General features: G+C 65.4%; 26 protein-coding genes. 13 read left to right on the top strand and 13 right to left on the bottom strand.

Annotated elements, in window-relative coordinates:
• Positions 1-64: 64 nt before the first annotated feature.
• Positions 65-565 carry a pantetheine-phosphate adenylyltransferase gene (gene coaD, locus AC1DR6_RS01915; protein ID WP_476827481.1) on the bottom strand — a complete coding sequence of 167 codons (501 nt, stop codon included), beginning with the start codon at positions 563-565 and terminating at the stop codon, positions 65-67.
• Between the two features lie 94 nt (positions 566-659).
• A complete protein-coding gene (locus tag AC1DR6_RS01910; protein ID WP_476827480.1) occupies positions 660-782 on the bottom strand; it encodes a hypothetical protein in 123 nt (40 codons plus the stop codon).
• Positions 783-935: 153 nt separating this feature from the next.
• On the opposite strand from AC1DR6_RS01910, the gene AC1DR6_RS01905 reads away from it, so the two are divergent.
• Together AC1DR6_RS01905 and AC1DR6_RS01900 are read left to right on the top strand one after the other, a co-directional pair.
• Positions 936-2,810 carry an ABC-F family ATP-binding cassette domain-containing protein gene (locus tag AC1DR6_RS01905; RefSeq protein WP_476827792.1) on the top strand — a complete coding sequence of 625 codons (1,875 nt, stop codon included), beginning with the start codon at positions 936-938 and terminating at the stop codon, positions 2,808-2,810.
• A 77-nt stretch (positions 2,811-2,887) separates the two neighbouring features.
• A complete protein-coding gene (locus AC1DR6_RS01900; protein WP_476827479.1) occupies positions 2,888-3,178 on the top strand; it encodes a DUF1330 domain-containing protein in 291 nt (96 codons plus the stop codon).
• An 11-nt stretch (positions 3,179-3,189) separates the two neighbouring features.
• Here AC1DR6_RS01900 and AC1DR6_RS01895 read toward each other — a convergent pair whose 3' ends face one another.
• The 4 genes from AC1DR6_RS01895 to AC1DR6_RS01880 form a co-directional block, all read right to left on the bottom strand.
• Entirely contained in the window at positions 3,190-3,447 is a 258-nt protein-coding gene (locus AC1DR6_RS01895) for a hypothetical protein (protein WP_476827478.1), read from the bottom strand.
• Between the two features lie 14 nt (positions 3,448-3,461).
• A complete protein-coding gene (locus AC1DR6_RS01890; RefSeq protein WP_476827477.1) occupies positions 3,462-3,953 on the bottom strand; it encodes a hypothetical protein in 492 nt (163 codons plus the stop codon).
• Positions 3,950-4,402 carry a DNA polymerase III subunit chi gene (locus tag AC1DR6_RS01885; protein WP_476827476.1) on the bottom strand — a complete coding sequence of 151 codons (453 nt, stop codon included), beginning with the start codon at positions 4,400-4,402 and terminating at the stop codon, positions 3,950-3,952. The genes AC1DR6_RS01890 and AC1DR6_RS01885 overlap by 4 nt, the downstream gene beginning before the upstream one ends.
• 125 nt (positions 4,403-4,527) lie before the next feature.
• Complete coding sequence (locus AC1DR6_RS01880) at positions 4,528-6,021, bottom strand: leucyl aminopeptidase (RefSeq protein WP_476827475.1); 1,494 nt, start codon at positions 6,019-6,021, stop codon at positions 4,528-4,530.
• Positions 6,022-6,174: 153 nt separating this feature from the next.
• On the opposite strand from AC1DR6_RS01880, the gene lptF reads away from it, so the two are divergent.
• The 4 genes from lptF to rsmA all read left to right on the top strand — a co-directional run bounded on the left by lptF (position 6,175) and on the right by rsmA (position 12,068).
• The gene (lptF, locus tag AC1DR6_RS01875; protein WP_476827474.1) at positions 6,175-7,368 is read left to right on the top strand and encodes an LPS export ABC transporter permease LptF; all 1,194 of its coding nucleotides are present in this window, start codon (positions 6,175-6,177) and stop codon (positions 7,366-7,368) included.
• Entirely contained in the window at positions 7,368-8,462 is a 1,095-nt protein-coding gene (gene lptG, locus AC1DR6_RS01870; protein ID WP_476827473.1) for an LPS export ABC transporter permease LptG, read from the top strand. The genes lptF and lptG overlap by 1 nt, the downstream gene beginning before the upstream one ends.
• A gap of 49 nt (positions 8,463-8,511) precedes the next feature.
• Positions 8,512-11,064 (top strand): LPS-assembly protein LptD, encoded by a 2,553-nt coding sequence (locus AC1DR6_RS01865; protein ID WP_476827472.1) that lies wholly within the window; start codon positions 8,512-8,514, stop codon positions 11,062-11,064.
• Positions 11,065-11,216: 152 nt separating this feature from the next.
• On the top strand, positions 11,217-12,068 hold the full coding sequence (gene rsmA, locus AC1DR6_RS01860) for a 16S rRNA (adenine(1518)-N(6)/adenine(1519)-N(6))-dimethyltransferase RsmA (protein ID WP_476827471.1): 852 nt from the start codon (positions 11,217-11,219) through the stop codon (positions 12,066-12,068).
• 8 nt (positions 12,069-12,076) lie between these two features.
• Here the strand turns inward: rsmA and gmk are convergent, their stop codons facing one another.
• The 7 genes from gmk to fabD all read right to left on the bottom strand — a co-directional run bounded on the left by gmk (position 12,077) and on the right by fabD (position 18,850).
• Positions 12,077-12,727, bottom strand: coding sequence for a guanylate kinase (gene gmk / locus AC1DR6_RS01855; protein WP_476827470.1), 651 nt, complete (start codon positions 12,725-12,727; stop codon positions 12,077-12,079).
• Between the two features lie 5 nt (positions 12,728-12,732).
• Positions 12,733-13,614 carry a YicC/YloC family endoribonuclease gene (locus AC1DR6_RS01850; RefSeq protein ID WP_476827469.1) on the bottom strand — a complete coding sequence of 294 codons (882 nt, stop codon included), beginning with the start codon at positions 13,612-13,614 and terminating at the stop codon, positions 12,733-12,735.
• A gap of 131 nt (positions 13,615-13,745) precedes the next feature.
• Positions 13,746-15,092, bottom strand: coding sequence for an endolytic transglycosylase MltG (gene mltG, locus AC1DR6_RS01845; RefSeq protein ID WP_476827468.1), 1,347 nt, complete (start codon positions 15,090-15,092; stop codon positions 13,746-13,748).
• Between the two features lie 210 nt (positions 15,093-15,302).
• Positions 15,303-16,574, bottom strand: coding sequence for a beta-ketoacyl-ACP synthase II (gene fabF, locus AC1DR6_RS01840; protein ID WP_476827791.1), 1,272 nt, complete (start codon positions 16,572-16,574; stop codon positions 15,303-15,305).
• 47 nt (positions 16,575-16,621) lie between these two features.
• Complete coding sequence (locus tag AC1DR6_RS01835; protein WP_076438249.1) at positions 16,622-16,858, bottom strand: acyl carrier protein; 237 nt, start codon at positions 16,856-16,858, stop codon at positions 16,622-16,624.
• 252 nt (positions 16,859-17,110) lie between these two features.
• The gene (gene fabG, locus AC1DR6_RS01830) at positions 17,111-17,848 is read right to left on the bottom strand and encodes a 3-oxoacyl-[acyl-carrier-protein] reductase (RefSeq protein WP_476827467.1); all 738 of its coding nucleotides are present in this window, start codon (positions 17,846-17,848) and stop codon (positions 17,111-17,113) included.
• 57 nt (positions 17,849-17,905) lie between these two features.
• Positions 17,906-18,850, bottom strand: a complete 945-nt coding sequence (gene fabD, locus AC1DR6_RS01825) for an ACP S-malonyltransferase (RefSeq protein WP_476827466.1) — start codon at positions 18,848-18,850, stop codon at positions 17,906-17,908.
• Between the two features lie 335 nt (positions 18,851-19,185).
• Here fabD and rpsF point away from each other — a divergent pair, with 335 nt between their 5' ends.
• From rpsF to radA, 7 genes are all read left to right on the top strand, one after another.
• Entirely contained in the window at positions 19,186-19,620 is a 435-nt protein-coding gene (gene rpsF / locus AC1DR6_RS01820; RefSeq protein WP_476827465.1) for a 30S ribosomal protein S6, read from the top strand.
• A gap of 3 nt (positions 19,621-19,623) precedes the next feature.
• The gene (gene rpsR / locus AC1DR6_RS01815) at positions 19,624-19,869 is read left to right on the top strand and encodes a 30S ribosomal protein S18 (protein WP_038367644.1); all 246 of its coding nucleotides are present in this window, start codon (positions 19,624-19,626) and stop codon (positions 19,867-19,869) included.
• Positions 19,870-20,164: 295 nt separating this feature from the next.
• Positions 20,165-21,109 carry a DUF2232 domain-containing protein gene (locus AC1DR6_RS01810; RefSeq protein WP_476827464.1) on the top strand — a complete coding sequence of 315 codons (945 nt, stop codon included), beginning with the start codon at positions 20,165-20,167 and terminating at the stop codon, positions 21,107-21,109.
• A gap of 28 nt (positions 21,110-21,137) precedes the next feature.
• Positions 21,138-21,707, top strand: a complete 570-nt coding sequence (rplI, locus tag AC1DR6_RS01805) for a 50S ribosomal protein L9 (RefSeq protein ID WP_476827463.1) — start codon at positions 21,138-21,140, stop codon at positions 21,705-21,707.
• Between the two features lie 197 nt (positions 21,708-21,904).
• Positions 21,905-23,392, top strand: coding sequence for a replicative DNA helicase (locus tag AC1DR6_RS01800; RefSeq protein ID WP_476827462.1), 1,488 nt, complete (start codon positions 21,905-21,907; stop codon positions 23,390-23,392).
• Entirely contained in the window at positions 23,392-24,519 is a 1,128-nt protein-coding gene (alr, locus tag AC1DR6_RS01795; RefSeq protein ID WP_476827790.1) for an alanine racemase, read from the top strand. The genes AC1DR6_RS01800 and alr overlap by 1 nt, the downstream gene beginning before the upstream one ends.
• Positions 24,519-25,949 (top strand): DNA repair protein RadA, encoded by a 1,431-nt coding sequence (gene radA, locus AC1DR6_RS01790; RefSeq protein ID WP_476827461.1) that lies wholly within the window; start codon positions 24,519-24,521, stop codon positions 25,947-25,949. Before alr ends, radA begins: the two co-directional genes overlap by 1 nt.
• Positions 25,950-26,006 lie beyond the last annotated feature (57 nt).

Genomic DNA, 26,006 nt, shown 5'->3' with positions numbered 1-26,006 from the left:
ATCCCGGGTCTCCCTGCGGTCGCCCGGGATGACGGACACTTAAACCAGCCGGCCGTGCAACAAATCAGGCCTTTTTGAACTTCTCGCGCAGCGCCTGCGCCACCACCTTTGGCACGAAGGGCGTCACGTCACCACCCATGCTCGCGATCTGGCGGACAAGGGTCGCGGTGATGTGACGCACGCCGATCGAGGCCGGCAGGAAAACCGTCTGGATCGCACCTTCCATGGTGCGGTTCATCCCGCAGAGCTGCATTTCGTAGTCGAGGTCGGAGCCGTCCCGCAGACCGCGGATGAACAGCGTCGCGCCAGCGTCCCGAGCCGCCCAGACCGCGAGATTATCGAAGGTGATGACATCGACGGTCGCGTTCTCCGATGCGGCCAGCGGAGTGGCAACCTCACGCAGCAGGCGGGCGCGGTCTTCGGCGGGAAAGATCGGCGTCTTGCCGGGATGGATGCCGATGGCGAGCACGAGATGGTCACAGAGCCGGCAGGCTCCGGCGATGACATCGAGATGCCCGTTGGTGACGGGGTCGAAAGACCCGGCATAGAAGGCGATGCGGCTCATCCTGCCAGCGTTAGCGACAGGCACAGGCGCCGACAAGCTCCTGCGGTCGAAGAATGGTTGGGAGGCAGAAAGGCTGCGAGGGGTAAGGCTGGGATCAGGTGAAGGGCACGATCGCGGCGAGTGCCGCCGCACTTCCCGCGATGATCGACAGGCAGATGATCAACGAGGCCGCGAGGGAAAGGCGGCTGGAAGACAGGTAAGGCTGACGCGTATCCATGTAACGCCTCGGCGAATCGTTGTTGTGCTTCGGTTCCCTTGCGTGACCTTCGGGGCGGGCCATCGCGGGGCGAGATCGTGACCAAAACGTGACGAGCCCCGACAAGTTCCGGTTTCGATTGCCTTTTTGCGCGGTTACCTCCACATCCCCGCCATGCTGACGTTGAACGACATCACCTATCGCCTGGGCGAACGCCTGTTGCTCGACCATACCGGTGCCGCGATCCCGGATGGTGCGCGCGTCGGGTTCGTCGGCCGCAACGGCACGGGCAAGACCACGCTCTTCAAGATCATCACCGGCGATCTCGGTACGGAGAGCGGCAATATCGCGATCCCGAGGGGCCGGCGCATCGGCGGCGTGGCTCAGGAGGCGCCGGGCGGCCCCGAGACGCTGATCGAGGTGGTGCTCGCGGCCGATACCGAGCGCACGGCGCTGATCCTGGAAGGCGAAACAGCGACCGACCCGCACCGCATCGCCGAAATCGGCACGCGGCTCGCGGATATCGGCGCCCACTCCGCCCCGGCCCGCGCAGCGATGGTGTTGCACGGCCTCGGCTTCAACGAGGAGGCGCAGCAGCGCCCCTGCTCGGACTTCTCCGGCGGCTGGCGCATGCGTGTGGCGCTGGCAGCCGTGCTGTTCTCCGAACCTGATTTGCTGCTGCTGGACGAGCCGACCAACTATCTCGACCTCGAAGGCACGCTCTGGCTTTACGATTATCTGGAGCGCTATCCGCATACCGTGCTGGTCATCAGCCATGATCGCGAACTGCTGGACACCTCGGTCGACCACATCCTGCATCTCGACCAGGGCAAGCTGACGCTCTATCGCGGCGGTTATTCGTCCTTCGAGAAGCAGCGGGCCGAAAAGCAGATGCAGCTCGCCCGCGCAAAGGAAAAGCAGGACGCCGAGCGCAAGCACCTGCAGTCCTTCGTCGACCGCTTCAAGGCGAAGGCCACCAAGGCCCGGCAGGCGCAGTCGCGCGTCAAGCGGCTCGAGAAAATGCAGACCATCGCCGCGATCGTCGATCGCGACGTGCAGCCCTTCAACTTTCCGGGGCCGGAAAAGCCGCTCTCGCCGCCGATGATCGTGCTGGACGATGCCGCCGCGGGCTATGGCGAGCGCAAGGTGCTGTCGCGGCTCAACCTCAGCCTGGCTCCGGACGACCGGATCGCCCTGCTCGGCTCCAACGGCAACGGTAAATCGACCTTCTGCAAGCTGATCGGCGGACGTCTCGACGTCATGTCGGGCGAGATGAAGAAATCGAGCAAGCTGGAGACCGCCTATTTCGCCCAGCACCAGCTCGACGAACTGCGCATCGAGGACACGCCGGTCGGCCATCTGCGCGACCTGATGCCGGACGCGCCGGAAGCCAAGGTGCGGTCGAAGGCGGCGCAGATCGGGTTTCCCGCCTCGAAGGCCGACACGCCGGTCAAACTGCTCTCGGGCGGCGAGAAGGCGCGGCTGATGCTGGGGCTGGCGACCTTCCACGGGCCGCATCTGCTGATCCTCGACGAGCCGACTAACCACCTCGACATCGACAGCCGCACGGCGCTCGTCAACGCGATCAACGACTATCCCGGCGCCGTCATGCTGGTGAGCCATGACCGCTTCCTGATCGAGGCCTGCGCCGACCGGCTCTGGCTCGTCGGAGGCGGCACCGTCAAGAACTTCGACGGCGACATGGACGACTACCGCACCTATGTGCTGGGCGCCGCCAAGGCCGAGAGGCGCGGCAAGCCGGCACCGGAGGCCGGCGCCGCGAAACCGAAAGTCGACGAACGCAAGGAAGCGGCGACCAAGCGCGTCGCACAAGGGCCGCTCAAGCAGAAGCTCAATCTCGCCGAGGCCCGCATCGCCAAGCTGACCGGTCTGATCGAAAAGGTCGACGCAGCGCTCGCCAACGGCGCCTTCTCGCGCGAGCCGGACAAGGCGCGCGAACTCTCGAAGCAGCGCGCCGTGCTGGTGAAGACGCTAGAATCGGCCGAGGAAGAGTGGCTGCTGCTTGGCGAGGAATTGGAAAGCGCCTGAGACGCCCCCGATCGGACTCAGGTGACACGTTGCGGAAACCCGCTAGAGTCGCAGGCATCAAACGGAGATGACCGGCTATGGCCAAGGCTTATTGGGTTACCACTTATCGTTCCGTCAGCAATCCCGACGCTGTCGCGGCCTATGCCAAGCTGGCCGGACCTGCGATTGCGGCCGGCGGCGGCCGCTTTCTGGCGCGCGGCGTACCGGCCCAGACCTATGAAGCAGGACTTCAGCAACGCACGGTGCTGATCGAGTTCGACTCGGTCGAGCACGCCAAGACCACCCACGACAGCCCGGCCTATCAGGAAGCGCTGGCCGCGCTTGCCGGCGGGGCCGAGCGCGACATGCGCATCGTCGAAGGCGTCTGAGCGCGGTCGCCTTACTGCCGGGGCACGCAGACCCCGAGCCGCACCATGGTCCCGGCCGGACAGGTCTTCTCACCGGACGGCTGGGACACGGCACGAATGGATTCGCAGCAAGCGCCCCTGAGGACATAGCCGCTCTGGCAACCACCCTCGATCTCGACCCGGTCCTTGCCGTCACGCGTCGGGCGGCAAGAGCCGGCCGCGAGCGCCTCAGTTGCCGAACCGACGATGGCGATCCCGAGCAGGACCGCGAAGGAAGCAGATCTGAACATCGGCCATGGTCCTTCTATCGCGCCGTCGTCGAAACGCCGGCGGGCGCTGTCGAAACGCCGGTGGGCGCTGGGGAGCTGTTCTGATCGGCTGGCGTTGCCTCGGACCCCGGCTTCAAGATCCGCCCCAGCCTGTTGTCGGTGAACAGGTAGAGTTCCCGCCCGCCGGGCTCCGAATAGAGCACCTGCACCTCGCGTTGGCCCTTTCCGCTCTCGCCGATCAGCACGTCGGTCGGTGGCTTGGCCTTGAGCTTGACGAGTTCGCACTCGGTGATGCCCGGCGCGATCGCGCCCGGCAGTGGGCGGGTCGAGGGATCGAGCGAGACGCCGGTGCTGCAATCGCCCTCGGGCGTCAGCACGGGTTCGCGCGTCGAGACACCAGCGCTGGCTGTGGTCGTCTTGGTGGTGGTGACGCCACCCTTGGTTTCGGACTGGAAGGCAAAGCCGCCCATATCGACCGAGCAGCCACCGAGCGCGGCGGTGCAGAGCAACAAAACAGGCAGTCTCACGCTTTCTTCTCCCAGCGGCCGGCGTCGTCCTGCTGCCAATAACTGGCGGCATGGCCCGAACCCTTGGCCTTTTTCCAGTCCTCCCGCGCCGCAGCGAGCGCCTCGGAGTCGTCTCCATCGAAGATCAGGACCACGCGCTCGTAGTCCTGCAATGCGTCGGGAATGCGAATTCCGTCCGCGCAGACCCGCACTTGAGCGCTATTGGGATTATGCGCCTGGTTCGTCAGCACGATCGGGTTTTGCGCCGCATCGGCCTCCATATCGGTGACATGCGGCAGGAAGCTGTCGTCCGAATAGCTCCAGAGATGATCGTCGATCACGCTCAGCCGCTCCTGGCTGGCCACCTCGACGACCACCTTCTGCCCGCGAGACAGCGCCCGGTCGAGAATGGTCGGCAGCACCTGCTCGAGCGGGCGCGACTGGAGGTGAAAGAACAGGATTTCAGCCATGGCCTTTACCGCCCCCCGTCATTGCGAGGGGCAAAGCGAGGAAACAATCCAGGGGGAACGCTGAGCTCTGCCGCCCTGGATCGCTTCGCTGACGCTCGCAATGACGGTGAAGCCTGCACCGTCCCTCACCCCTCGTAATGGTCCCGCACCAGCCGGTCGAGCAGGCGCACGCCCCAGCCCGGCCCCCAGGAGCGGTTGATCTCGGTGTCCTTGGCGCCCATGCCGGTGCCGGCGATGTCCAGGTGCACCCAGGGAACATCGTTGACATGGCGCTGCAGGAACTGCGCGGCCGTGATCGAGCCGGCATGGCGGCCGGCCGCATTCTTCATGTCGGCGAATTTCGAATCGATCATCTTGTCGTAGGCCTTGCCCAGCGGCATGCGCCAGACCGTCTCGCCGGTCGCGGCGCCGGCGGCTGCGAGGCGCTCCGCCAACTCGTCGCTGTTGGTGAAAAGCCCGGCATGCTCCTGCGCCAGCGCCACCAGAATCGCGCCGGTCAGCGTCGCCAGGTCGATCATGAAGCGCGGCTTGAAGCGCTCCTGCGTGTACCAGAGCACGTCGGCGAGCACGAGCCGGCCCTCGGCATCGGTGTTGATGATCTCGATGGTCTGGCCGGACAGCGATTCGACGATATCGCCCGGCCGCTGCGCGTTGCCATCCGGCATGTTCTCGACAAGACCGATGACGCCGATGGCGTTGACCTTGGCCTTCCGGCCGGCCAGCGCCTGCATCAACCCGGTGACGCAAGCCGCGCCCGCCATGTCGCCCTTCATGTCCTCCATGCCGCCCCCGGGCTTCAGCGAGATGCCGCCGCTGTCGAAGGTCACGCCCTTGCCGATGAAGGCGACCGGCTCGTCATGCTTGCCGGCCCCGTTCCAGCGCATCACCACGACGCGGCTTTCGCGCCGAGAGCCCTGCCCGACGCCGAGCAGCGCGCGCATCCCGATCTTCTTCATGTCCTTTTCGTCGAGAATTTCGATCTCGACGCCGAGCTTTTCGAGCTTGCCGGCACGATCGGCGAACTCTTCGGGATAGAGAACATTCGGCGGTTCGTTCACCAGCTCGCGGGCGAGCAGCACGCCGCCGGCGAGCGCTTCCGCCCGCTTCACCGCTTTTTTGACCGCCGCCGGTTCCGCGACAAGCAACGTCGCCTTGAGTGGCTCGACCGCATCCTTGTCTTTCGTCTTGGTCTTGTATCGGTCGAAGCGATAGCTGCGCAGCACCATCCCCAGTGCGATATCGGCGGCCTGTTCTGGCTCGACAGTGCCCCCGGGGAGCGCGACCACCACATCGGCATGGCGACCTGGCGCCAGCCGTCCGGCGATGGATCCGCCGAGCTTGACGAAATCGAGTTCGCTGCGCTCGCCGACAGGGCCCGTACCGATGACGATGAGGCGCTCATAGACCGCACCTTCCACTGCCGGGACGACCAGGGCCGAGAAGGGCTTGCCCTTGAATCCATCGGCATCGGCCGCACGCGCGACCAGCGCTGCCATCCCGGCGCCGACGAGCAAATCCGCAGCCTGCGCCATCGCCAGCCCTTCCGCGACGAGGACCACGAGGTCGCGACCCTCGGCCGCATTCAGGCTTTTGATCTCGAGCTTCAGACGCTGCAACATGATGGACTCACATTCTCGCGAAATAGACGCGACGACGACGTTTTCGAGGATGCCGCAAACGATTCCCGTTTGCGCCATGATCCCGCCTATACCATAGGGTGAGTTCGACGAACCACTTCGGGAGCTTCGGTTCCTGCTCGCCGGAAGCCACGCGTGCCGCTGAACCGTCTCGACCGATACATCCTGAAGATCGCGGCCGGCGCGGCGATCGTGCTGCTCTTTGGCCTCACCGGCGTGATCTGGGTGACGCAGGCGCTGCGCGAGGTCGATCTCATCACGGGCAAAGGCCAGACCGTCCTGATCTTCCTGACGGTGACCCTGCTCTCCTTGCCCGCGCTGCTGGCGGGCATCGCGCCGGTCGCGCTGTTCATGTCGACGCTTTACTCGCTGAACAAGCTCAACGGCGATTCCGAGCTGATCGTGATGAACGCCGCCGGCGTCGCGCCGCATCGGATCACGCGGCCCTTCCTGGCGCTCGCGCTGATCACGTCGCTGTTCGTGGCCTGGATGACGGTCTGGGTGATGCCGACGAGCTTCCGGACCTTGCGCGACCTGATCACGCTGATCCGCGCCGACTTCGTCGCGAACGTGGTGAAGGAAGGCCAGTTCGTGTCGCTCGATTCCGGCGTCACCTTTCACTATCGCGAGAAGTCCGGCGACGCGCTGGTCGGCATCTTCATGCAGGACCGGCGCGATCCGACGCAGCCTTCGATCTATCTCGCCGAGCGCGGCCGCACCGTCGAGGCGGAAGGCCAGAGCTTCCTGATGCTGGAAAAGGGTACGATCCAGCGCGAGGCCAAGAACACGAATACCACCTCGATCATCTCGTTCGAACGCTATGCGCTGAACCTCTCGGCCCTGACCGGCGACCCGACAGGCGGCCCCGGCGAAGGCGACGCCGACAAGGTCATCTACAAGCCCCGCGAACGCACGACCTGGGAACTGCTCCGGCAGAATACCAACGAGGCCTATTACAAGATCCAGGAGGGCCGGTTCCGGGCTGAACTGCATAACCGGCTCTCGGCCCCGTTCTACCCCTTCGCGTTCATGCTGATCGCGTTTGCAGCCATCGGCGAAGCCCGCACGACGCGCCAGGGTCGCGCATTAGCGATTCAGTCCGGAATCATGATCGTAGGCGCCGTCCGCATCGGCGCCTATGCGGCCTGGACCGCCAGCGTGCGCTCACCCTTTGCAGCCGCCCTGCTCTACATCCTGCCGGTCGCCTCGATCCTACTTTCGGTCGCTTTCATCTACCAGGGCCGGAGGCTAAAGCCGATCCTGGCGCGGCTGACGGCGCCCGTGACCGACCCGCTCCTTGCCCTTGCTGCTCGTTTCCGGCGCGCCTGATGCTGCTCTTCACGACATTCGGCCGCTATCTGACGCTGCGCTTCACCCGCGCGATCATCAGTGTTTTCGGCACATTCTTCTTCCTGATCGGCACGCTCGATTTCGTCGAGCTGATGCGCCGCGCCGGAGATTCGCCTATCGCGACGACCCCGCGCATCATCACTCTGGCGCTTTACCGCGTGCCGAGCGTGGCCGAGCAAATCTTCCCCTTTGCCGCCCTGTTCGGCGGCATGTTCGCGCTGCTGACGTTGAGCCGGAAGCTCGAACTCGTGGTCGCGCGCTCAGTCGGCGTCTCGGCCTGGCAGTTCCTGCAGCCCGCCGCGGTGGTGGCGGGCGTTATCGGGTTGATCTCGATCACGGTCTACAATCCGGTCGCTGCCGAGCTGAAGCGCAAGGCGACCGCGCTCGAGACGCGCCTTTTCGTCCGGGCCGGCAGCTCCTCCAACACCGCCATTCCCGAGATTTGGCTGCGCCAGCGCAGCAGCGGTGGGCAGGCGATCATCCGGGCCGCCGGCGCCCTGCCTGACGAGGACGGCTTGTCGCAGGTCGCGATCTTCAACTTCAATCCGGACGGCTCCTTCCGCGATCGAATCGACGCGCGGCAGGCCTTCCTCAAGACGGGCCATTGGGAGCTCAGCGACGCGCGGATCATCTCCGCATCGCAAGAACCGCGGAGTTTCCCGACCTATTCGCTGGCCACGAACCTCGAGCCCGAGCAGATGCGCCAGAGCTTCACGCCGCCCGAGGCTGTGGGCTTCTGGTCGATGCCAAGCGTGATCGAAAGAACACAGCGGGCAGGTCTCGACACGACGCGATATGAGCTGCGTTATCAATCGCTTATGGCGCGTCCCCTGCTGCTCATCGCGATGGTGCTGGTGGCCGCATCCGTTTCCTTAAGATTTTTCCGGTTTGGTGGCGTGACCAAACTGGTGATAGGTGGCGTCGCAGCCGGCTTCGTGCTCTACGTTGCGACACAGCTGTCGGAGGAACTCGGATCGTCGGGAATCGTCAATCCGGTCGTCGCGGCGTGGTTGCCCGCAGCATTGGGAACGATGCTGGGAGCGCTCGCCCTTCTCCATCAGGAAGACGGGTAAAACGTACTGTGCCTATGGTTAATTTTGGGTTGAGCGGATGGACCTGGGCGTGAAAGGCGTTGCGCGATATGCTGCGGCGACCGCCCTGGCCTCCAGCCTTGCCTTGCTGCTGGCCGGTGCCGCGCTCGCTCAGGGCAAGCCCAGCCTCGGCACGCCGGCGTCTGCGACCCCGGGCACTGCCAAGCCGCAGGACCGTATGGTCGTCGATGCGCAGGAACTCGTCTACGACAACGACAAGAAGACCGTCGCGGCCGTCGGCAAGGTTCAGATCCTGTATCAGGGCCGTACGATCGAGGCCGACCGGGTCGTCTATGACCAGGCCGGAAAGCGCGTCATCGCGACTGGCAATGCGCGCATCATCGAGTCCAACGGCACGGTCATCACCGGCGACCGCTTCAACCTGACCGACGATTTCCGCGACGGCTTCATCGACTCGCTGCGGGTGGTGAACCCGGACAAGACGCGCTTCACCGCTCCTCGCGCCGAGCGCACTGACGGCGAAACCTTCATCTTCGAGAAGGGGATTTATACCGCCTGCGAGCCCTGCAAGGACAACCCGGAGCGGCCGCCGCTCTGGCAGGTGCGCGCCGCGCGCATCATTCACAAGAAGTCCGAGCAGACGATCTATTACGAGGATGCCAGGCTCGAATTCGCCGGTATCCCGATGGCCTATATTCCCTACATGTCCGGGCCGGACTCGACGGTGAAACGCAAGACTGGCTTCTTGGCGCCGCGTTTCATCAATACGGCCGCGCTCGGTTACGGCGTAAGCCTGCCCTATTTCCTCAACCTCGCGCCGAACTACGACCTGACGATCACCCCGACGCTGCTGACCCGTCAGGGCTTGCTCGGCCAGGCCGAATGGCGGCATCGGCTCGTCAATGGATCCTATACAATCCGCGCCGCCGGTATCTTCCAGCAGGACAAGACCGCTTTTCTGGTGAGCCCGCTTGGTGCCGGCGACAAGGATTTCCGTGGCTCGGTCGAGACCAACGGCAAGTTCTTCATCAACCCCAGCTGGAGCTATGGCTGGAACGCGTCGATGTCGACCGACCGGTGGTTCTACAAGAATTATCGCGTCCGCAACGAGACCTTCAGCTCGACGACCTATCTGCAGGAAGCGATCTCCACCGCCTATCTCAATGGCCAGAGCGCGACCGCCTGGTTCGATCTGCGCGGCTACTATTTCCAGCCGTTGAACTATCAGGATTGGCAAAAGCAACAGCCTGTAGTTCTGCCGGTTCTCGACTACGACAAGCGGGTCCAGAAGCCCTCCTTCCTCGGCCTTGGCGGCGAGTTCGAGTTCAACGTCAACGTCACGAACCTGTCGCGCGATACGGCGGCGTTCACCGAGCTACCGCAGCAGAAGACCTTTCTCGTCAACGGCACGACCAGTGCTGGAACGGGCTTCTCGCTCTATGATGGCTGCGCGGTCTACCAGAAGAGCACCTGCCTCGTTCGCGGCCTTGCCGGCAACATGTCGCGCGCCTCCGTGCAGGCGTCCTGGCGCCGCAACATCATTGATCCGCTGGGCCAGATCTGGACCCCATACGCCTCGCTCAAGGCCGATCTCTTCTCGATCAACCCGGACGTCAGCGGCGTGATCAATTCGCGCGTAGCGACCATCGCCGACCCGTCGGATGAAGTCTTCGGGCGCGTCATGCCGGCGCTTGGCCTGATGTATCGCTACCCCTTCGTCGCCAAGACCGAATGGGGCACGCATATCATCGAGCCGGTCGCGCAGATCGTCACRCGCCCCAACGAGACCAACAGTCTGCGTGTCGCCAATGAGGATTCGCAAAGCCTCGTCTTCGACGCCAACAATCTGTTTGATTGGAACGGAAAGTTCTCCGGCTACGACCGCACCGAAGGCGGCACGCGCGCCAATGTCGGCGCGCTCTATACCGGCCGCTTCGGCAAGGAGGCTTACGCCAACGTCCTGCTCGGGCAGTCCTTCCAGCTCGCGGGCCGCAACTCATATGCCGCAGGCGACCTCCTCAACACGGGCGTCAATTCGGGCCTCGACACGCGCAGCTCTGACTATGTCGCCCGCGCCCAGGTCTCCCCGGCCAAGGGCTTCTTCCTGACCGGCTCGACCCGGCTCAACCAGAGCACCTTCGAGATGCAGCGCATCGACGCAGCTGCGGCCTATTCCAACAGCATCGTGGCGGGCTCGGTCGGTTATGCCCGCTACGAGCCGCAACCGGAGCTCGGCATCCCGCGCCGGCGCGAAGGCCTTTCGCTCAACGGCTCGGTGCTGGTGGCGCAGAACTGGCGCCTTCGTGGCGGCGTTCTGTTCGACCTCGACAAATTCAAATACGATCGCGAGCTTTGGCGCACGGCGCTCGCTGCCGGAACCTCGACGATCGCCAATTACCCGACGTCCGGACCTTTCCAGACGGCCTCGACCTCCTTCGGCATCAATTACACCGACGATTGCACGATCTTCGACGTGAGCTATTCGCAGAGCTACGCCGACCGGTATTCCGGCTCGACCAAGGATACGCGGACCGTCATGTTCAAGCTCGAGCTGCGGACGCTGGGAGAGCTCAGCTACTCGCAGAACCTGGGCGGCGCCTCTTCGAGCGACGGCGTCAATTAAGACGCCGGATCGCCTGAGCTGTCGCCTGTCGATCTGCGGAGAGCTTCCGTGTTAGCCCCTACCGCAACGAACTTGATCGACCTCGCGGAGACGGGAACCGCATATACGCGCGGCACCTTGCCGCCTGCGGTCTTCAGACCGGATCGATCGGAATGAGTCAGATCGACGAATTGCCGCCGCTGCGGGAGGTGGTCGAGCGGCATGGGCTGATGGCGCAGAGGGCGCTCGGGCAGAACTTCCTGTTCGACCTCAATTTGACCAGCCGGATCGCTCGTTCCTCCGGCCTGCAGCAGGGGGACACGGTCGTCGAGATCGGCCCAGGCCCCGGTGGGCTGACAAGAGCGCTGCTCACTGCGGGCGCGGGCCGGGTCATCGCCATCGAACGGGACCGGCGCTGCCTGCCGGCTTTGGCCGAAATCGCGGCGCATTATCCCGGCCGGCTCGATGTGATCGACGGCGATGCTCTGGCGGTCGACCTCGCGCCGCACCTCAACGGGGGCAAGGCCCGCATCGTCGCCAACCTGCCCTACAATATCGGCACGCCCTTGCTGGTAGGGTGGCTGAGCCTGGAGCCTTGGCCGTCCTGGTGGAGCTCGCTCACCTTGATGTTCCAGCGTGAAGTTGCCGAACGCATCGTCGCAAGCCCGGAGCAGCGCGCCGACTATGGCCGGCTCGCCGTGCTCTCGAACTGGCGTTGCGAGACGAAGATTCTCTTCGACGTGCCACGCAATGCATTCGTGCCGCCGCCGAAGATCACCTCATCGGTGGTCCAGCTGGTGCCGCGGGCAAAACCGGAACCTTGCGACCGGCGCATGCTGGAAAGGGTCACGCTTGCAGCCTTCGGCCAGCGCCGGAAGATGCTGCGGCAAAGCCTCAAGGCCGTCGCGCCCGACCCCGGCGCGATCATCGCCGCAGCCGGGCTCGACGAAACCTCCCGGGCGGAGGAGGTACCGGTGTCAGGGTTCGTGAAGCTCGCCAACGCGCTCGGCGGCACGCCGGGCTAAGGCAGGCGTTACAGCTGTTCGCCCAAAAGCGCGTCCACGAATGTGGCCAGGCCCGTGGCTCGGCTCCGTTTCAGACGTTCCGCGGCGAGGATCGCGCGGACGGCCTCATAAGCCTTTTCGAGATCATCGTTGACGATGACGTAGTCGTAGACCGTCCAGCGGGCGATCTCTTCGCGCGCATTGGTCAAGCGCTTGGCGATGACCTCGGGAGCGTCTTCGGCCCGTCTGACGAGCCTGGACCGCAGCTCGGCCATCGAGGGCGGGAGGATGAAGATCGAAACGACGTCGTCGCGGGCCTTTTCGAGGATCTGCTGTGTGCCCTGCCAGTCGATGTCGAACAGCACGTCCCGCCCAGCCTTGAGCGAGTTTTCGACCGGCTTGCGCGGCGTGCCATAGCCATTGCCATGCACCTCCGCCCACTCCAGCAACTCCTCGTGCTGGCGCATCGAATCGAACGTTTCCCGGTCGATGAAATGGTAATGCACCCCGTCGATCTCGGACGGACGCCTCGGTCGTGTCGTCACCGAGATCGAGAGGTCGAGATTGGTCTCGCTCGCCGATTTGGAGAGGGTCCGCGTCAACGTCGATTTGCCGGCTCCGGATGGAGACGACATGATCATGATCAGGCCACGGCGGGCCGGGCGGGTCGTCTCGGCCATGCCGCTCACTCCACGTTCTGAACCTGCTCGCGCATCTGGTCGACGACCGTGCGCAGCTCCAGGCCAATTCGCGAGAGGCCGGGGTCGTTGGCCTTCGCGCAGAGCGTCGAGGCTTCGCGGCCGAATTCCTGGGCCAGGAAATCGAGCTTGCGGCCGACCGGCCCACCCTTATCTAGCAGCTCTCGCAGCGCGACGACATGAGCATGCAGCCGATCGATTTCCTCGCGGATATCGGCCCGTACGGCAATCAATGCCGCTTCCTGATGCAGGCGCTGCGGATCGAGTCCGTTCGCTGCGCCTAGCAAGGCTTCGACCTGCGTGGCGATACGGGCGCGGACCGCGTCTATGCTCCGTGCCGGATGGACTTCCGCCTCTCCGGTGAGCCGCGCGATCGCGTCGAGCTGGCCGCGAACGATCGCCTCCAGCGCGCGCCCCTCGCCGGAGCGTGCGTCCTTCAATGCCGAGGCCGCTGCTTCCAATCCTGCCAACGCAGGCGCTTCGACCGTACCGAGCGCGTCCTGGGTCTCGTCGGCATAATCGACGATGCCGCGGATGCCGAGCAGCCCGTCATAGGTCGGCGGCGCAAGACCGGGACCGACCGGGAGCCTGGCGACGGCCTCGATCAACGCCGACAGCGCGGCTTCGTTGATGCGCGGGCGTGGCGGCCCAGCATCGCTGGTCACCGCCAGATTGACGTGAAGCGTGCCGCGCGCGAACGCGCTGGAAAGTCGCTTCCGGGCGGCTTCGCCGAGAGCCTCGAAACCAGGCGGGACGCGAACGCGCAGATCGAGGCCGCGTCCGTTGACGCTGCGGATTTCCCAGGCCCAGCCGTGGATGCCGGCCGTTCCCGCCTCGCGGGCAAAGCCCGTCATGCTTTCGATGGCCATGCGCCGTTCCGCTCCCTCGCAATTGCGGCGGGACCGTAGTGTCGCCTCGCCCCTGCGGCAAGCGCGCAACGTCGGAAGATGGGGATGAGACAGCCGCCGCAGCGACCCCCACGCCCGATACCAAGGACGACTCAGGGCTTGAGCTGCGGAACTTGCTTGGGAGAATTCAGGTCGAAGGTCTTGTTCAGCAGGGGGTCGCGGGCAGTGCCTTCCGAGGCGTCGAAGGCGCGCGCCCGCGTCCCCGCAACGCCTCCGGCCTGCTGGGCCAGTGGCAGCGCGGCTCCGCTATTATCGGCGGCGGGCTGCGTCCCGGCCGGCGCTTCCGTCCGGTTATCGGGCGCTGCCGGGGGCTCGACTTTGTCGATGGAATCAGCGGGCGGCTTGCCGCCCTGCTGGGTGCGTGTGGTTTCGATCTGGCGCCAGCGGCCGACATTGCGATTATGCTGTTCGAGCGTTTCCGCAAAAATGTGCCCGCCACTGCCGTCGGCGACGAAATAGAGATCTTTCGTCCGCGAGTGATTGACCACCGCTTCCATCGCGGCGCGGCCGGGATTGGCGATCGGCCCCGGCGGAAGACCGGCGATCACATAGGTGTTGTAAGGCGTGGGCGCCGTGATCTCGCCCCGCTGGATCGGCCGGCCGAGCGTGCCCTTTCCGCCAACGATGCCATAGACGATCGTCGGGTCGGATTGCAGCTTCATCTTCTGGTTCAGCCGGTTGATGAAAACGCCGGCGACGCGCGGCCGCTCATCGGCGCGGCCGGTTTCCTTCTCGACGATCGAGGCCAGCACTACCAGTTCCTGCGGCGTCTTGATTGGCAGATCGGCGGGCCGACGCTCCCAGATGCGGGCCAGCACGGTACGCTGGTCGCGCGCCATCCGGTCGAGGATCGCCTGCCGCGTGAAGCCGCGTGGGAAGCGATAGGTATCGGGCAGGATCGAGCCTTCCTGCGGCACCTGAGCGATGTCGCCGCTCAACAGGTCGTTGTTGCGCAGGCGCTCCACGATCTGCTCGCTCGTCAGCCCCTCTGGCACGGTGACCGAGTGCTCGACGACCTTGCCGCTGGAGATGATGTCGAGGATCTCCTGCGGGCTGACGCGGGCCTTGAACAGGTATTCGCCGGCCTGCAATTTATGCCAGTCTCCGCCCATCACAGCGGCGATCCGGAAGCTCAGCGGGTGTTCGATCATGCCTTCGCGCTGGAGCAGTTCGGCGATCTCGGTCAGGCCGCTTTCCTTGGGGATGATCAGGACGCGGTCACTAGCGAGCGGACCCGGCGCCTTGCTCTGGCTGGAGACGAGCGCGATACCAGCGCCGCCGACGCCGGCGGCGACCAAGGCCAGCGTAAACAGGCCGCTCAGCATCGCAAGGAACGGGCTGCGCCGACGGCGACGCAGTTTCGGCGGCGGAGCCGGAGGCGCTACCGGCTTGAGGGCCTCGCTCGGACTTTTGGGGGCGACGCGGGGCGTATCGTTCACAATCGTGGCGCTCGCAGAACTCTGGTCGGCATGATCAACCCTGGAATGCGCGGGCAGACCCACGATTCAAGGCGGCATCGTTCATTAGAGCCGGTTTTTCGCCGACTGTGAACGCGAAATCACCGAACGGGCGATATCCGCTGGCGATCTTACTGGAAAATATGGCAAAACGGCGCTGGCGGGCGGAATACCGTGGGTCTCCCGCTTGGCTCAGCCTTCGGGATGATAACGCCGCAGGACCAGCGATGCGTTGGTGCCGCCAAAGCCGAAGGAGTTCGACAAGGCATAGTCGATCTCCTGCTTGCGGGCTGTATGCGGCACGAGATCGATCTCGGTCTCGACCGAAGGATTGTCGAGATTGATCGTCGGCGGCGCGATCTGGTCGCGGATCGCGAGCACGGTGAAGATCGCCTCGATCGCGCCAGCCGCACCCAGCAGATGCCCTGTCGCCGATTTCGTCGAGGACATGGACGGCCGCTTCGGCGCATTCGCGAGCAGCCGCTCGACGGCGCGCAGCTCGATCTCGTCACCGAGAGGCGTCGAGGTCCCATGCGCGTTGATGTAGTCGAGGTCTCCCGCCGTCACGCCTGCACGGTCCAAGGCGGCCTGCATGCAGCGATAGGCGCCGTCGCCATCCTCGGAAGGCGACGTGATGTGATAGGCATCGCCCGACATTCCATAGCCGACGACTTCTGCATAGATATGCGCGCCGCGCGCCAGAGCGTGCTCGAGCTCCTCGAGTACGACGACACCTGCCCCCTCGCCCATGACGAAACCGTCGCGATCCCGATCATAAGGTCGCGATGCCTTCTCGGGCGTGTCGTTGAAGTTCGTGGATAGTGCGCGGCAAGCGCAAAAGCCAGCGATGCCGATCCGGTTGATCGCCGATTCGCTGCCGCCCGCCACCATCACCTCGGCATCGCCGAGCGAAATCATGCGTGAGGCATCGCCGATCGCATGCGCGCCGGTCGAGCAGGCGGTCACGACCGCATGGTTCGGGCCTTTCAGCCCATGCTCGATCGAGACGTAGCCCGCCGCCAAATTGCTCAGCCGACCGGGAATGAAGAAGGGAGAAAGCCGGCGCGGGCCACGCTCTTTCAGCAGGAGCGAGGCCTCATAGATTCCGCCGAGACCGCCGATACCGGAGCCAATGGCGACACCGGTCCGGATCTGGTCCTCGTAACGCTCGGGCTTCCAGCCGGAATCCCTGAGGGCCTGCGTGGCCGCCGCCATCGCGAAAACGATGAAGTCGTCGACCTTGCGCTGCTCCTTCGGCTCCATCCACTGATCGGGATCGAAGGTTCCGTCGCTGCCGTCACCCCGGGGGATGTTGCAAGCGATTCGCGCTGGCAGGTCGCTGGCGTCGAAGCTGGTGATGGGGCCGGCGCCACTGGCGCCGGCGAGCAAACGCGACCAGGTCGGCTCGACGCCGCAACCGAGCGGCGTCACCATGCCGAGACCGGTCACGACGACGCGCCGCAAGGAGATGCTACGAGAAGCCATGGCGCCCTGGACGAACGAGCTGCCGCTCAKGCCGTCTTCGACGAAAGGAACTTCACCGCGTCGCCGACCGTCACGATCGTCTCAGCGGCATCGTCCGGAATTTCGACGCCGAACTCTTCCTCGAAGGCCATCACGAGCTCAACGGTGTCGAGGCTGTCGGCACCCAGATCCTCGATGAAATTCGCGCTGTCGATGACCTTCTCGGGCTCGACGCCGAGGTGCTCGACCACGATCTTCTTCACGCGCTCGGCGACATCGCTCATGAGTCTCTTCCTTAGAAACTGAAAACGCATCGCGATCCGCGACGCGCATATTGGCTTTATTCCTGTCGGCCCCGCCATCTTGGAGGCGCGACCGTGGAACGTGAGAAGCCTGCACAAACGCAACAACAGGGTTCTCGTCAAGTCCCCGGCAGTCGGAAAGGCAGTGCGACGGCGCTAGTTAGCACACCCCATCGGCGGAGGCGAGAGCACCGCGCCCTTCACGCACCGTCTCAACAGAATGCTGGAACACACTCAGATTCGGGCCATTCCGCCGTTAACGTGCAATGTCTGGCCGGTCACGTAGCCGGCCTCCTCGCTGGCGAGAAAGGCGACGGCGGCGGCAATGTCCTTGCCCGCACCCAATCGGCCCATCGGCACATCCGCAAGGATGCCCTCGCGCTGCTTTTCGTTCAGCGCATCGGTCATCGGCGACTCGATGAAGCCCGGCGAGACGACGTTGACCGTGATGTTGCGGCTTGCGACCTCCGCCGCCAACGCCTTCGACATGCCGATCAGGCCGGCCTTCGCGGCGGCGTAATTGCCCTGCCCCGGATTGCCGGTCGTGCCGACGACGGAGCCGATCGAGACGATCCGCCCATAGCGCTTGCGCATCATCGACTTCACCGCTGCGCGGGTCAGCCGGAAGGCGGCCGTCAGGTTGACAGCCAGGACGCTGTCCCAGTCCTCGTCCTTCAGGCGAATGAAGAGATTGTCGCGGGTGATCCCCGCATTGTTGACGAGGATATCGAGCCCGCCGAGCTTTTCTTCCGCCGCCGGCACCAGAGCCTCGACCGAGTCCTTGTCGGAGAGGTTGCCCGCGACCACGAAGACCCGCTCGCCGAGTTCGGTTGCCAGGGCTTCGAGCGCCTCGGTCCGCGTGCCGGAAATCGCGACGCTTGCGCCCTGAGCATGGAGGGTCCGGGCGATGGCACCACCGAGGCCGCCGGTCGCGCCGGTGACCAGGGCCTTGCGGCCGGTCAGATCAAACATGTTCGCTCCCTTTGCTCGGCATTCTGCCGTCTAGTCCGGGCACCGGGCCCGGTTATCTCAGGCGCCGCGCGCCTTCCAGGCCGCGATATCGTCCGCCGTGGCGATCGAGGTCTGGGTGGTGCCGCTCGTAATGCGCTTGACGAGGCCGGCCAGCACCTTGCCGCTGCCGAGCTCCACGAAATCGGTCACGCCGGCGCCGTTCATCGCCAGTACGCATTCGCGCCAGCGCACCGTACCGGTGACTTGTGCCACCAGCGAGGCGCGGATCGCATCCGGGTCGGTGAGCGGTGCGGCGCCGACATTGGCCATGACCGGCACCACCGGCGCCTGCATCGCAACCTTGGAAAGAGCTTCCTGCATCGCATCGGCGGCAGGCTGCATCAGGGCGCAATGGAAGGGCGCGGAAACCGGCAGCAGCATGGCGCGCTTGACGCCGCGCTCGCCGGAGAGCGCAATCGCGCGCTCGATCGCGGCTTTGGTGCCGGAGAGCACGACCTGCCCGCCGCCATTGTCGTTGGCCGCCTCGCAGACCTCACCCTCGGCAGCGGCGGCGGCGATMTCGCGAGCGAGATCGAGTTCGGCGCCGAGCAGCGCCGCCATCGCACCCAGGCCTGCCGGGATCGCCTTCTGCATGGCATCGCCACGGGTCCGCAGCAACCTCGCCGCATCGGTGATAGAGAAGGTACCGGTTGCGGCCAGCGCCGAATACTCTCCAAGAGAGTGGCCGGCGACGAAGGCGGCGTCGCGCTTCAGGTCCAGCCCGGCTTCGCTTTCGAGCACACGCACGACCGCGAGGCTGACCGCCATCAGTGCCGGCTGGGCGTTGGCGGTCAGCGTCAGCTCCTCGGCCGGCCCTTCCCACATCAGCTGCGACAGCTTCTGCGAGAGCGCGGCATCGACTTCGTCGAAGACCGAGCGAGCAACCGGGAACGCCTCGGCCAAGCTCTTGCCCATGTTCACGGCCTGCGATCCCTGGCCCGGGAAGAGGAAGGCTGTGGTCATCGCTGCGAGCTCTCGCTTTTTACGTTTCGTTCAGTATGTCGCGGCTGTCACAACGGTTTCGCCTCCAAGTCAAGCGCGATGCCATGATTTTCCGCACCAGATGGTGGTGGATGGCCAGATTTTGATTGCCAGACCGCGGATCGCCCTGTATCGACCGCCACTGCTTGTTCGGCCGGAGGCTGAACGGATGGCGCACGCCGCAAGGCTTCGCGCAAGGCTTCGATGAAGCCGTCATCCCGTGTCTCCGCCTTCGATGAAATCCTGTCGGGCCTGTTCCAGGGCTCGGAGGGCTCCGCGCCGGGCGAAGCAGGGTGAAACAGAAAGGCCAGATTTTCATGGCATTATACGAGCATGTGCTGCTCGCGCGGCAGGATGTCAGCGCGCAGCAGGTCGAGGCGCTTGTCGAGCAGTTCAAGGGCGTTATCGAGGCCAATGGCGGCGCCTTCCGCAAGGTCGAATACTGGGGCGTCAAGTCCCTCGGCTACCGCATCAAGAAGAACCGCAAGGCGCACTACACGCTGCTGAACATCGAGGCTCCCTCCGCCGCCGTGCTGGAGATGGAGCGCCAGATGCGCATCAACGAGGACATCCTCCGCTTCATGACCGTCAAGGTCGAGGAGCTCGAGGAGGCCCCCTCCGCCATGCTGCAGAAGCGTGACCGCGACGACCGTCCCGAGCGTGGCGGCGACCGTTTCGAGCGCGGCCCGCGCCGTGACCGTCCGCGTCGCGAAGACGAAGCGACCACCGAAACCGCCGAAGCGGAGGCTTGATCCATGTCGACTGCATCCGCTGGCGCCCGTCGCCCTTTCTTCCGCCGCCGCAAGTCCTGCCCCTTCTCGGGTGAAGGCGCCCCGAAGATCGACTACAAGGACGTGCGTCTGCTCTCGCGCTACATCTCGGAGCGCGGCAAGATCGTGCCGTCCCGCATCACGGCGGTCTCCGCCAAGAAGCAGCGCGAGCTTGCCCAGGCGATCAAGCGCGCCCGCTTCCTCGGCCTTCTGCCTTACGTCATCCGCTGAGCGGATGTTATTTTCCGGAGGTGCTTCAGAGCACCTCCGGTTTCGCATTGCGGTCTTCCGTCATTGCGAGCGGAGCGAAGCAATCCAGGAGGACTGGTTGAGACGCTTCGACCCGATCCTCCTGGATTGCTTCGTCGCTGACGCTCCTCGCAATGACGAGGGTCGGCTCGGATCGCTCCAGTAAACCCAACCAGTCGCCCGGCGGTGAGACTCCACCGGGTTTGTTGAGGCAGCAGCCTCTCACCCTGCCGCATCGTCTTGGACGGTCAGAGCAGCGGGACAGCAGGACGGACGAATGATTCCGATTGTCGGCATCGGCGCGGGCCTCGTGGCGGCCCTGCTCTTTTCAGTGGTGATCACCGGATCGCCGCTGTCGGTGCTACTGTATTCCGCCGCTCCCCTCCCGATCTTCATCGCTTCGCTCGGCTGGAACCACCGGTCCGGCCTGTTTGCGACAGCCGCGGGTGCGCTCGCCGTCATGCTGGTGCTGTCCCCGACGGGCGGCCTGGCCTTTGCGCTGATCATCGGCCTGCCGGCTTGGTGGATCGCCTATCTTTCCCTGCTCGCGCGTGGCGATGCGAGAGGCGTGGCCGAGTGGTATCCGCTCGGCAAGCTCATGCTTTGGATCGCCGGGACCGCGGCTCTCGCCACGGTCGGCAGCGCGCTGGTGATGACGACCGACTACGAGACCTATCGCGGCGCCATTTCGCGCATGATCGCAGCGATCCTCAACGAGATGGTGCGCGGTCGCCTGGTCTCGTTGCCGGCGGACATGCCGGTCGGTGATCTCGCCGATAGCCTGTCGCCGGCCGTGCCGCTCGGCATCGGCGCCTCCTTCGTCACGACGATCACTCTCAATCTCTGGCTTTCCGCACGGATCGTGAAGATCTCCGGCCGCCTGCCCCGTCCCTGGCCGTTCATTCCGTCGATGGCGTTGCCGCGTGTCGCCCTGCTGCTGCTGTTGGGCGCGGGCGTGCTGGCTTCGCTCGGCAATTATCTCGGCGTCGCGGCCATGGCCTTCACCGGCGCCCTGCTCGCCGCCTTCATGTTCAGCGGGCTCGCCTTGCTGCACGACCTCTCGCGTGGCCGCTCCTGGCGGCTGCCGATGCTGATCTCGGTCTATGTCTCGCTCGTCGTGATGCAGGCCTTGCTGACGCCCCTGCTCGCGCTCATCGGTCTGGCCGACACCTTGTTCGGCCTTCGCAAGCGCGCGCTGCCGCCTCCACCTGCCCAATCCTGAACCCACACGATCTCAAAGGAGAAGACCCATGGAAGTGATCCTGCTCGAACGCGTCGCCAAGCTCGGCCAGATGGGCGATGTCGTCCGCGTCCGCGACGGCTTCGGCCGCAATTTCCTGCTCGCCCGCGGCAAGGCGCTGCGCGCGACCGACGACAATCGCAAGCGCTTCGAGAGCCAGAAGCTCGAGCTCGAGACCCGCAACCTCGAGATGAAGTCGGAAGCCGATTCGGTCGGCGCGCGCCTGAACGGCCAGAGCGTCATGATCCTGCGCCAGTCCGGCGAATCCGGCGTGCTGTACGGTTCGGTCGCGGCCCGTGACATCGCCGAAGCGCTGGCCGGTGAAGGCTTCAAGGTCGGCCGCAGCCAGGTGACGCTCAACACCCCGATCAAGACGCTGGGCCTGCACACCGTTCCGGTCGTGCTTCACCCGGAGGTCACCGTGACCATCACCGTCAACGTCGCCCGTTCGGCTCAGGAAGCCGACCGTCAGGCCGCCGGCGAGAACGTCACGGCCCATGAAAAATTCGACCTCGACGATCTCGGCCTCGAAGTCGGCGCCGCGCTGGCGGAAGCCGGCGACGACGACGACCGCCGCTGAGCCCAAACGCCAGAGACAAAAAGGGCGCCGCGGCAACGCGGCGCCCTTTTTGATTCGCCGTCGGGCACGGCAGGAGATTGCGCCGGACGAGCGCCGCCACGGCAACGCTGTGGACAGCGGGCAAAGCTTCCGGGAAATGTTGCGTTCTCTATACGTTCCTGTACACGTTACGCCGTCCCTGACGTATCCAAGAACCCATGGCCCCAGTCACCGCCCTCGTAGCCCGCCTCGACAATCGCGAGGCCGATTACCGCGTCCAGCCTCATAACATCGAGGCGGAACAGGCGTTGCTGGGCGCGATTCTCGTCAATAACGATGCGTTCTACCGCGTCTCCGACTTCCTGCTGCCGGACCATTTCTTCGAGCCGATCCACCAGCGCGTCTACGAACTGATCTCGAGCATGGTTCGGGCCGGCAAGCTCGCCACGCCGATCACACTCAAGACCTTCGTGGGCGATCTGGACCTCGGTGAGATCACGCCCAGCCAATATCTCGCCAGGATGGCCGCGGAGGCGACGACGGTCATCAACGCCGGCGATTACGGCCGCACGGTCTACGACCTCGCCATTCGCCGCCAGTTGATCGGCGTCGGCGAGGACCTCGTCAACGTCGCCTATGATGCGCCGGTCGAAATGCCGCCGCGCGAACAGATCGAGGATGCCGAGCGCAAGCTTTACGAGCTCGCCGAGAAGGGCCGCTATGAGGGCGGCTTCCAGAAATTCGACGGGGCGCTGCGCCTTGCCATCGACATGGCCGCGAGTGCCTATCAGCGCGCTGGCGGCCTGTCGGGCATCTCGACCGGCCTGCGCGACCTCGACCAGCGCATGGGCGGCCTGCAGCGCTCCGACCTGCTGGTGCTCGCCGGCCGTCCCGCCATGGGCAAGACCTCGCTGGCGACCAACATCGCCTTCAACATCGCCAAGGCCTGGCGCGGCGAGCGGCAGGACGACGGCACCATCAAGAGCGTCGACGGCGGTATCGTCGGCTTCTTCTCGCTTGAAATGTCTGCCGACCAGCTCGCCACCCGCGTGGTCGCCGAGCAATCCGGCATTTCGTCCTACAAGATCAGGCAGGGCCGGATCACCGAGGGCGACTTCGCCAAGCTGACCGATGTCGCCGCCCAGATCGAAAAGCTGCCGCTCTACATCGACCAGACCGGCGGCATCTCCATCGCGCAATTGATGGCCCGCGCGCGCCGCCTGAAGCGCCAGAAGGGGCTCGATGTCCTGTTCATCGACTATCTCCAGCTTCTCTCCGGCTCGGCCAAGAGCGGCCAGAACCGCGTGCAGGAGCTGACCGAGATCACCACCAGCCTGAAGGCACTGGCGAAGGAACTCAACGTTCCGATCGTGGCCCTCTCGCAGCTCTCCCGCCAGGTCGAGAGCCGCGACGACAAGCGTCCGCAACTTTCGGATCTGCGCGAATCCGGCTCGATCGAGCAGGACGCCGACGTGGTGATGTTCGTCTACCGCGAGGAGTATTACCTCAAGGGCAAGGAGCCGCGGCCGGGCACCGAGGACCACAACAAGTGGCAAATCGAGATGGAAGCGATGCACGGCGTCGCCGAATTGATCATCGGCAAGCAGCGTCACGGTCCGACGGGGGCGGTCGCGCTGCAGTTCGACGCCGATGTGACGCGCTTCTCCGACCGAGCCGACGAACTTCGCCTCCCGGATCGTGAATGATGGCAGCCGGATCGCTCCCGATCTCCGCCGACGCCGCGACGCTGACCGTCGATCTCGATGCGCTGGTCGCGAATTGGCGCCTGCTGGGCGAACTCGCAGGGACGGAAGCCGGCGCCGTCGTCAAGGCTGACGCCTATGGCATTGGCATCGAGCCGGCGGTGACCGCGCTGTCGCGGGCCGGCTGTCGCAATTTCTTCGTCGCGCATTTGTCGGAAGGTATCCGTGCCCGCAAGGCCGCGCCTGCGGCAACCGTCTACATTCTCAACGGGCTGCTGCCCGACACATGCGGTATCTATGCCGAGCATGGCCTCTCGCCGGTCCTGGGCTCGCATGAGGAGCTGCTCGAATGGGCCTCCTTCCGTCAGACCGGCGCCAGGGTCCGGCGGGCGGCGCTGCATGTCGACACGGCGATGAATCGGCTGGGGCTTTGGCCTGGCGAAGGCCTTTCGCTCGCCCGCGAGCGATCCGGCACGATCGCCGCAGCCGATATCGGGCTGCTGATGAGCCATTTCGCCTCGTCCGAGGACGAAGCCGATCCGGCCAATGCGCGCCAGATCGCGGCGTTTGCCGAGATCGCGGCGGCTTTGCCGGAGCTGCCGGCCTCGCTCAAGAACTCGTCGGGGCATTTCCTGAAAGACTGCCCGTCTTATCAGATCACCCGGCCGGGCTACGCGCTCTATGGCGGCAACCCGACGCCCGGCAAGCCGAACCCGATGAAACCGGTCGTGGGGCTGGAAGCGCGGATCATTCAGATCCGCGAGGTCGAGGCCGGCACGCAGGTCGGCTATAACGGCCGCTGGACGGCCAGGGGCAAGCGTCGCCTCGCCACGATCTGCCTGGGATATGCCGATGGCTACCCCCGCAATGGCAGCTGGACGGATAGCGTCACGGGCGGCTCGGCCTTGGTCGGTGGCCTGCCCTGCCCCTTCGTCGGCTCGGTCTCGATGGATCTGATCATTATCGATGTGACGGACGCGTCGCCTGGCGCCGCCCAGCGCGGGGCCAACGTCACGCTGATCGGTGGCCCGCTCGATCTGGAGACGGTCGGCGCGGGAGCAAAGACGATCGGCTACGAGATTTTGACCAGCCTCGGGCGCCGCTACCAGCGGCAATATATCGGCGGCTGATGGCCAAGCGCGGTCCGACCTATCACTGTCAGGCCTGCGGCGCGGTCTATCACCGCTGGCAGGGCAAGTGCGACGCCTGCGGCACCTGGTCCTCGCTCGTCGAGGATGTCGCCACGGCGCCGGTGCCCGGCGGCGGGCGCTCGTCCGGCGGTGGGCGGGCGCGGGGCCGTATCTTCGCGCTCGAAACCCTGAAGGGCGAAACGGAGGATGCGCCGCGCATCGTCGCCGGGATCGGCGAACTGGACCGGGTCACCGGCGGCGGCTTCGTTCCGGGTTCGGTGCTGCTGATCGGCGGCGACCCCGGCATCGGGAAGTCGACCTTACTGATGCAGGCCTGCGCGGCGCTCGCCTTGGCGGGCCAACGCGTCGTCTACGTCTCGGGCGAGGAATCGACGGGGCAGGTGCGGTTGCGGGCAGAGCGCATGGGGCTGGCCGGGGCACCGGTCGATCTCGCCGCCGAGACCAATGTCGAGGACATCGTCGCGACACTCAGCGAAGGGCGGCGCCCTGCCCTGGTGGTGATCGATTCGATCCAGACCATGTGGTCGGGCGAGGTCGAGAGCGCGCCCGGCACCGTCACCCAGGTGCGCGGCTCGGCGCAGGCCCTGATCCGCTACGCCAAGACGAGCGGCGCCTGCCTGATCCTCGTCGGGCACGTCACCAAGGACGGGCAGATCGCCGGCCCTCGCGTGGTCGAGCATATGGTCGATGCCGTCCTCTCCTTCGAGGGCGAAGGCGCGCACGCGTTCCGGATCCTGCGCGGTCAGAAGAACCGCTTCGGCCCCACCGACGAGATCGGCGTCTTCGAGATGACGGGTATGGGATTGTCTGAAGTGACGAATCCCTCGGCGCTGTTCCTCGCCGGCCGCGACCAGCCGGCACCGGGCGCCGCCGTCTTCGCCGGGATCGAAGGCACGCGGCCCGTGCTGGTCGAGATCCAGGCGCTTGTCGCCCCCACTTCGCTCGGCACGCCGCGGCGGGCCGTCGTCGGCTGGGAAAACAGCCGGCTTGCCATGGTTTTGGCCGTGCTGGAGACCCATGGCGGCCTGCGGCTGGGACAGCACGATGTCTATCTCAACGTGGCTGGCGGCCTGCGCGTCAACGAGCCGGCAGCCGACATCGCCGTCGCGGCCGCGCTGGTCTCGTCGCTGACCGGCGCGATCCTTCCGCAGGAGGCGGTTTATTTCGGCGAGATCGCGCTGTCGGGCTCGGTGCGCCCGGTCTCGGTCACGGCCGCGCGGCTGCGCGAGGCAGCCAAACTGGGGTTCGAAAGCGCCCTGATGCCCGCCGGCGGAAGCGATCATGGCGATGGCAGCGGGCTTACACTGCGCCGCTTTGGCCATGTCACGGAACTCGTTGCCGATATCGCCGCCCGTGCCCCGCGCAAGGATGTGAAATCGCGCAGTCCGAAGGGTGACGAAGAAGCATGAAACGCGTATAGGCAAGCCGAAACGGTGGCTTGTTTGCAGGCCGCCGCCGTCAGATCA

The sequence above is a fragment of the Allobosea sp. P5_A5 genome (assembly GCF_056400625.1).
This window is presented reverse-complemented; position numbering and strand designations above follow the sequence as displayed.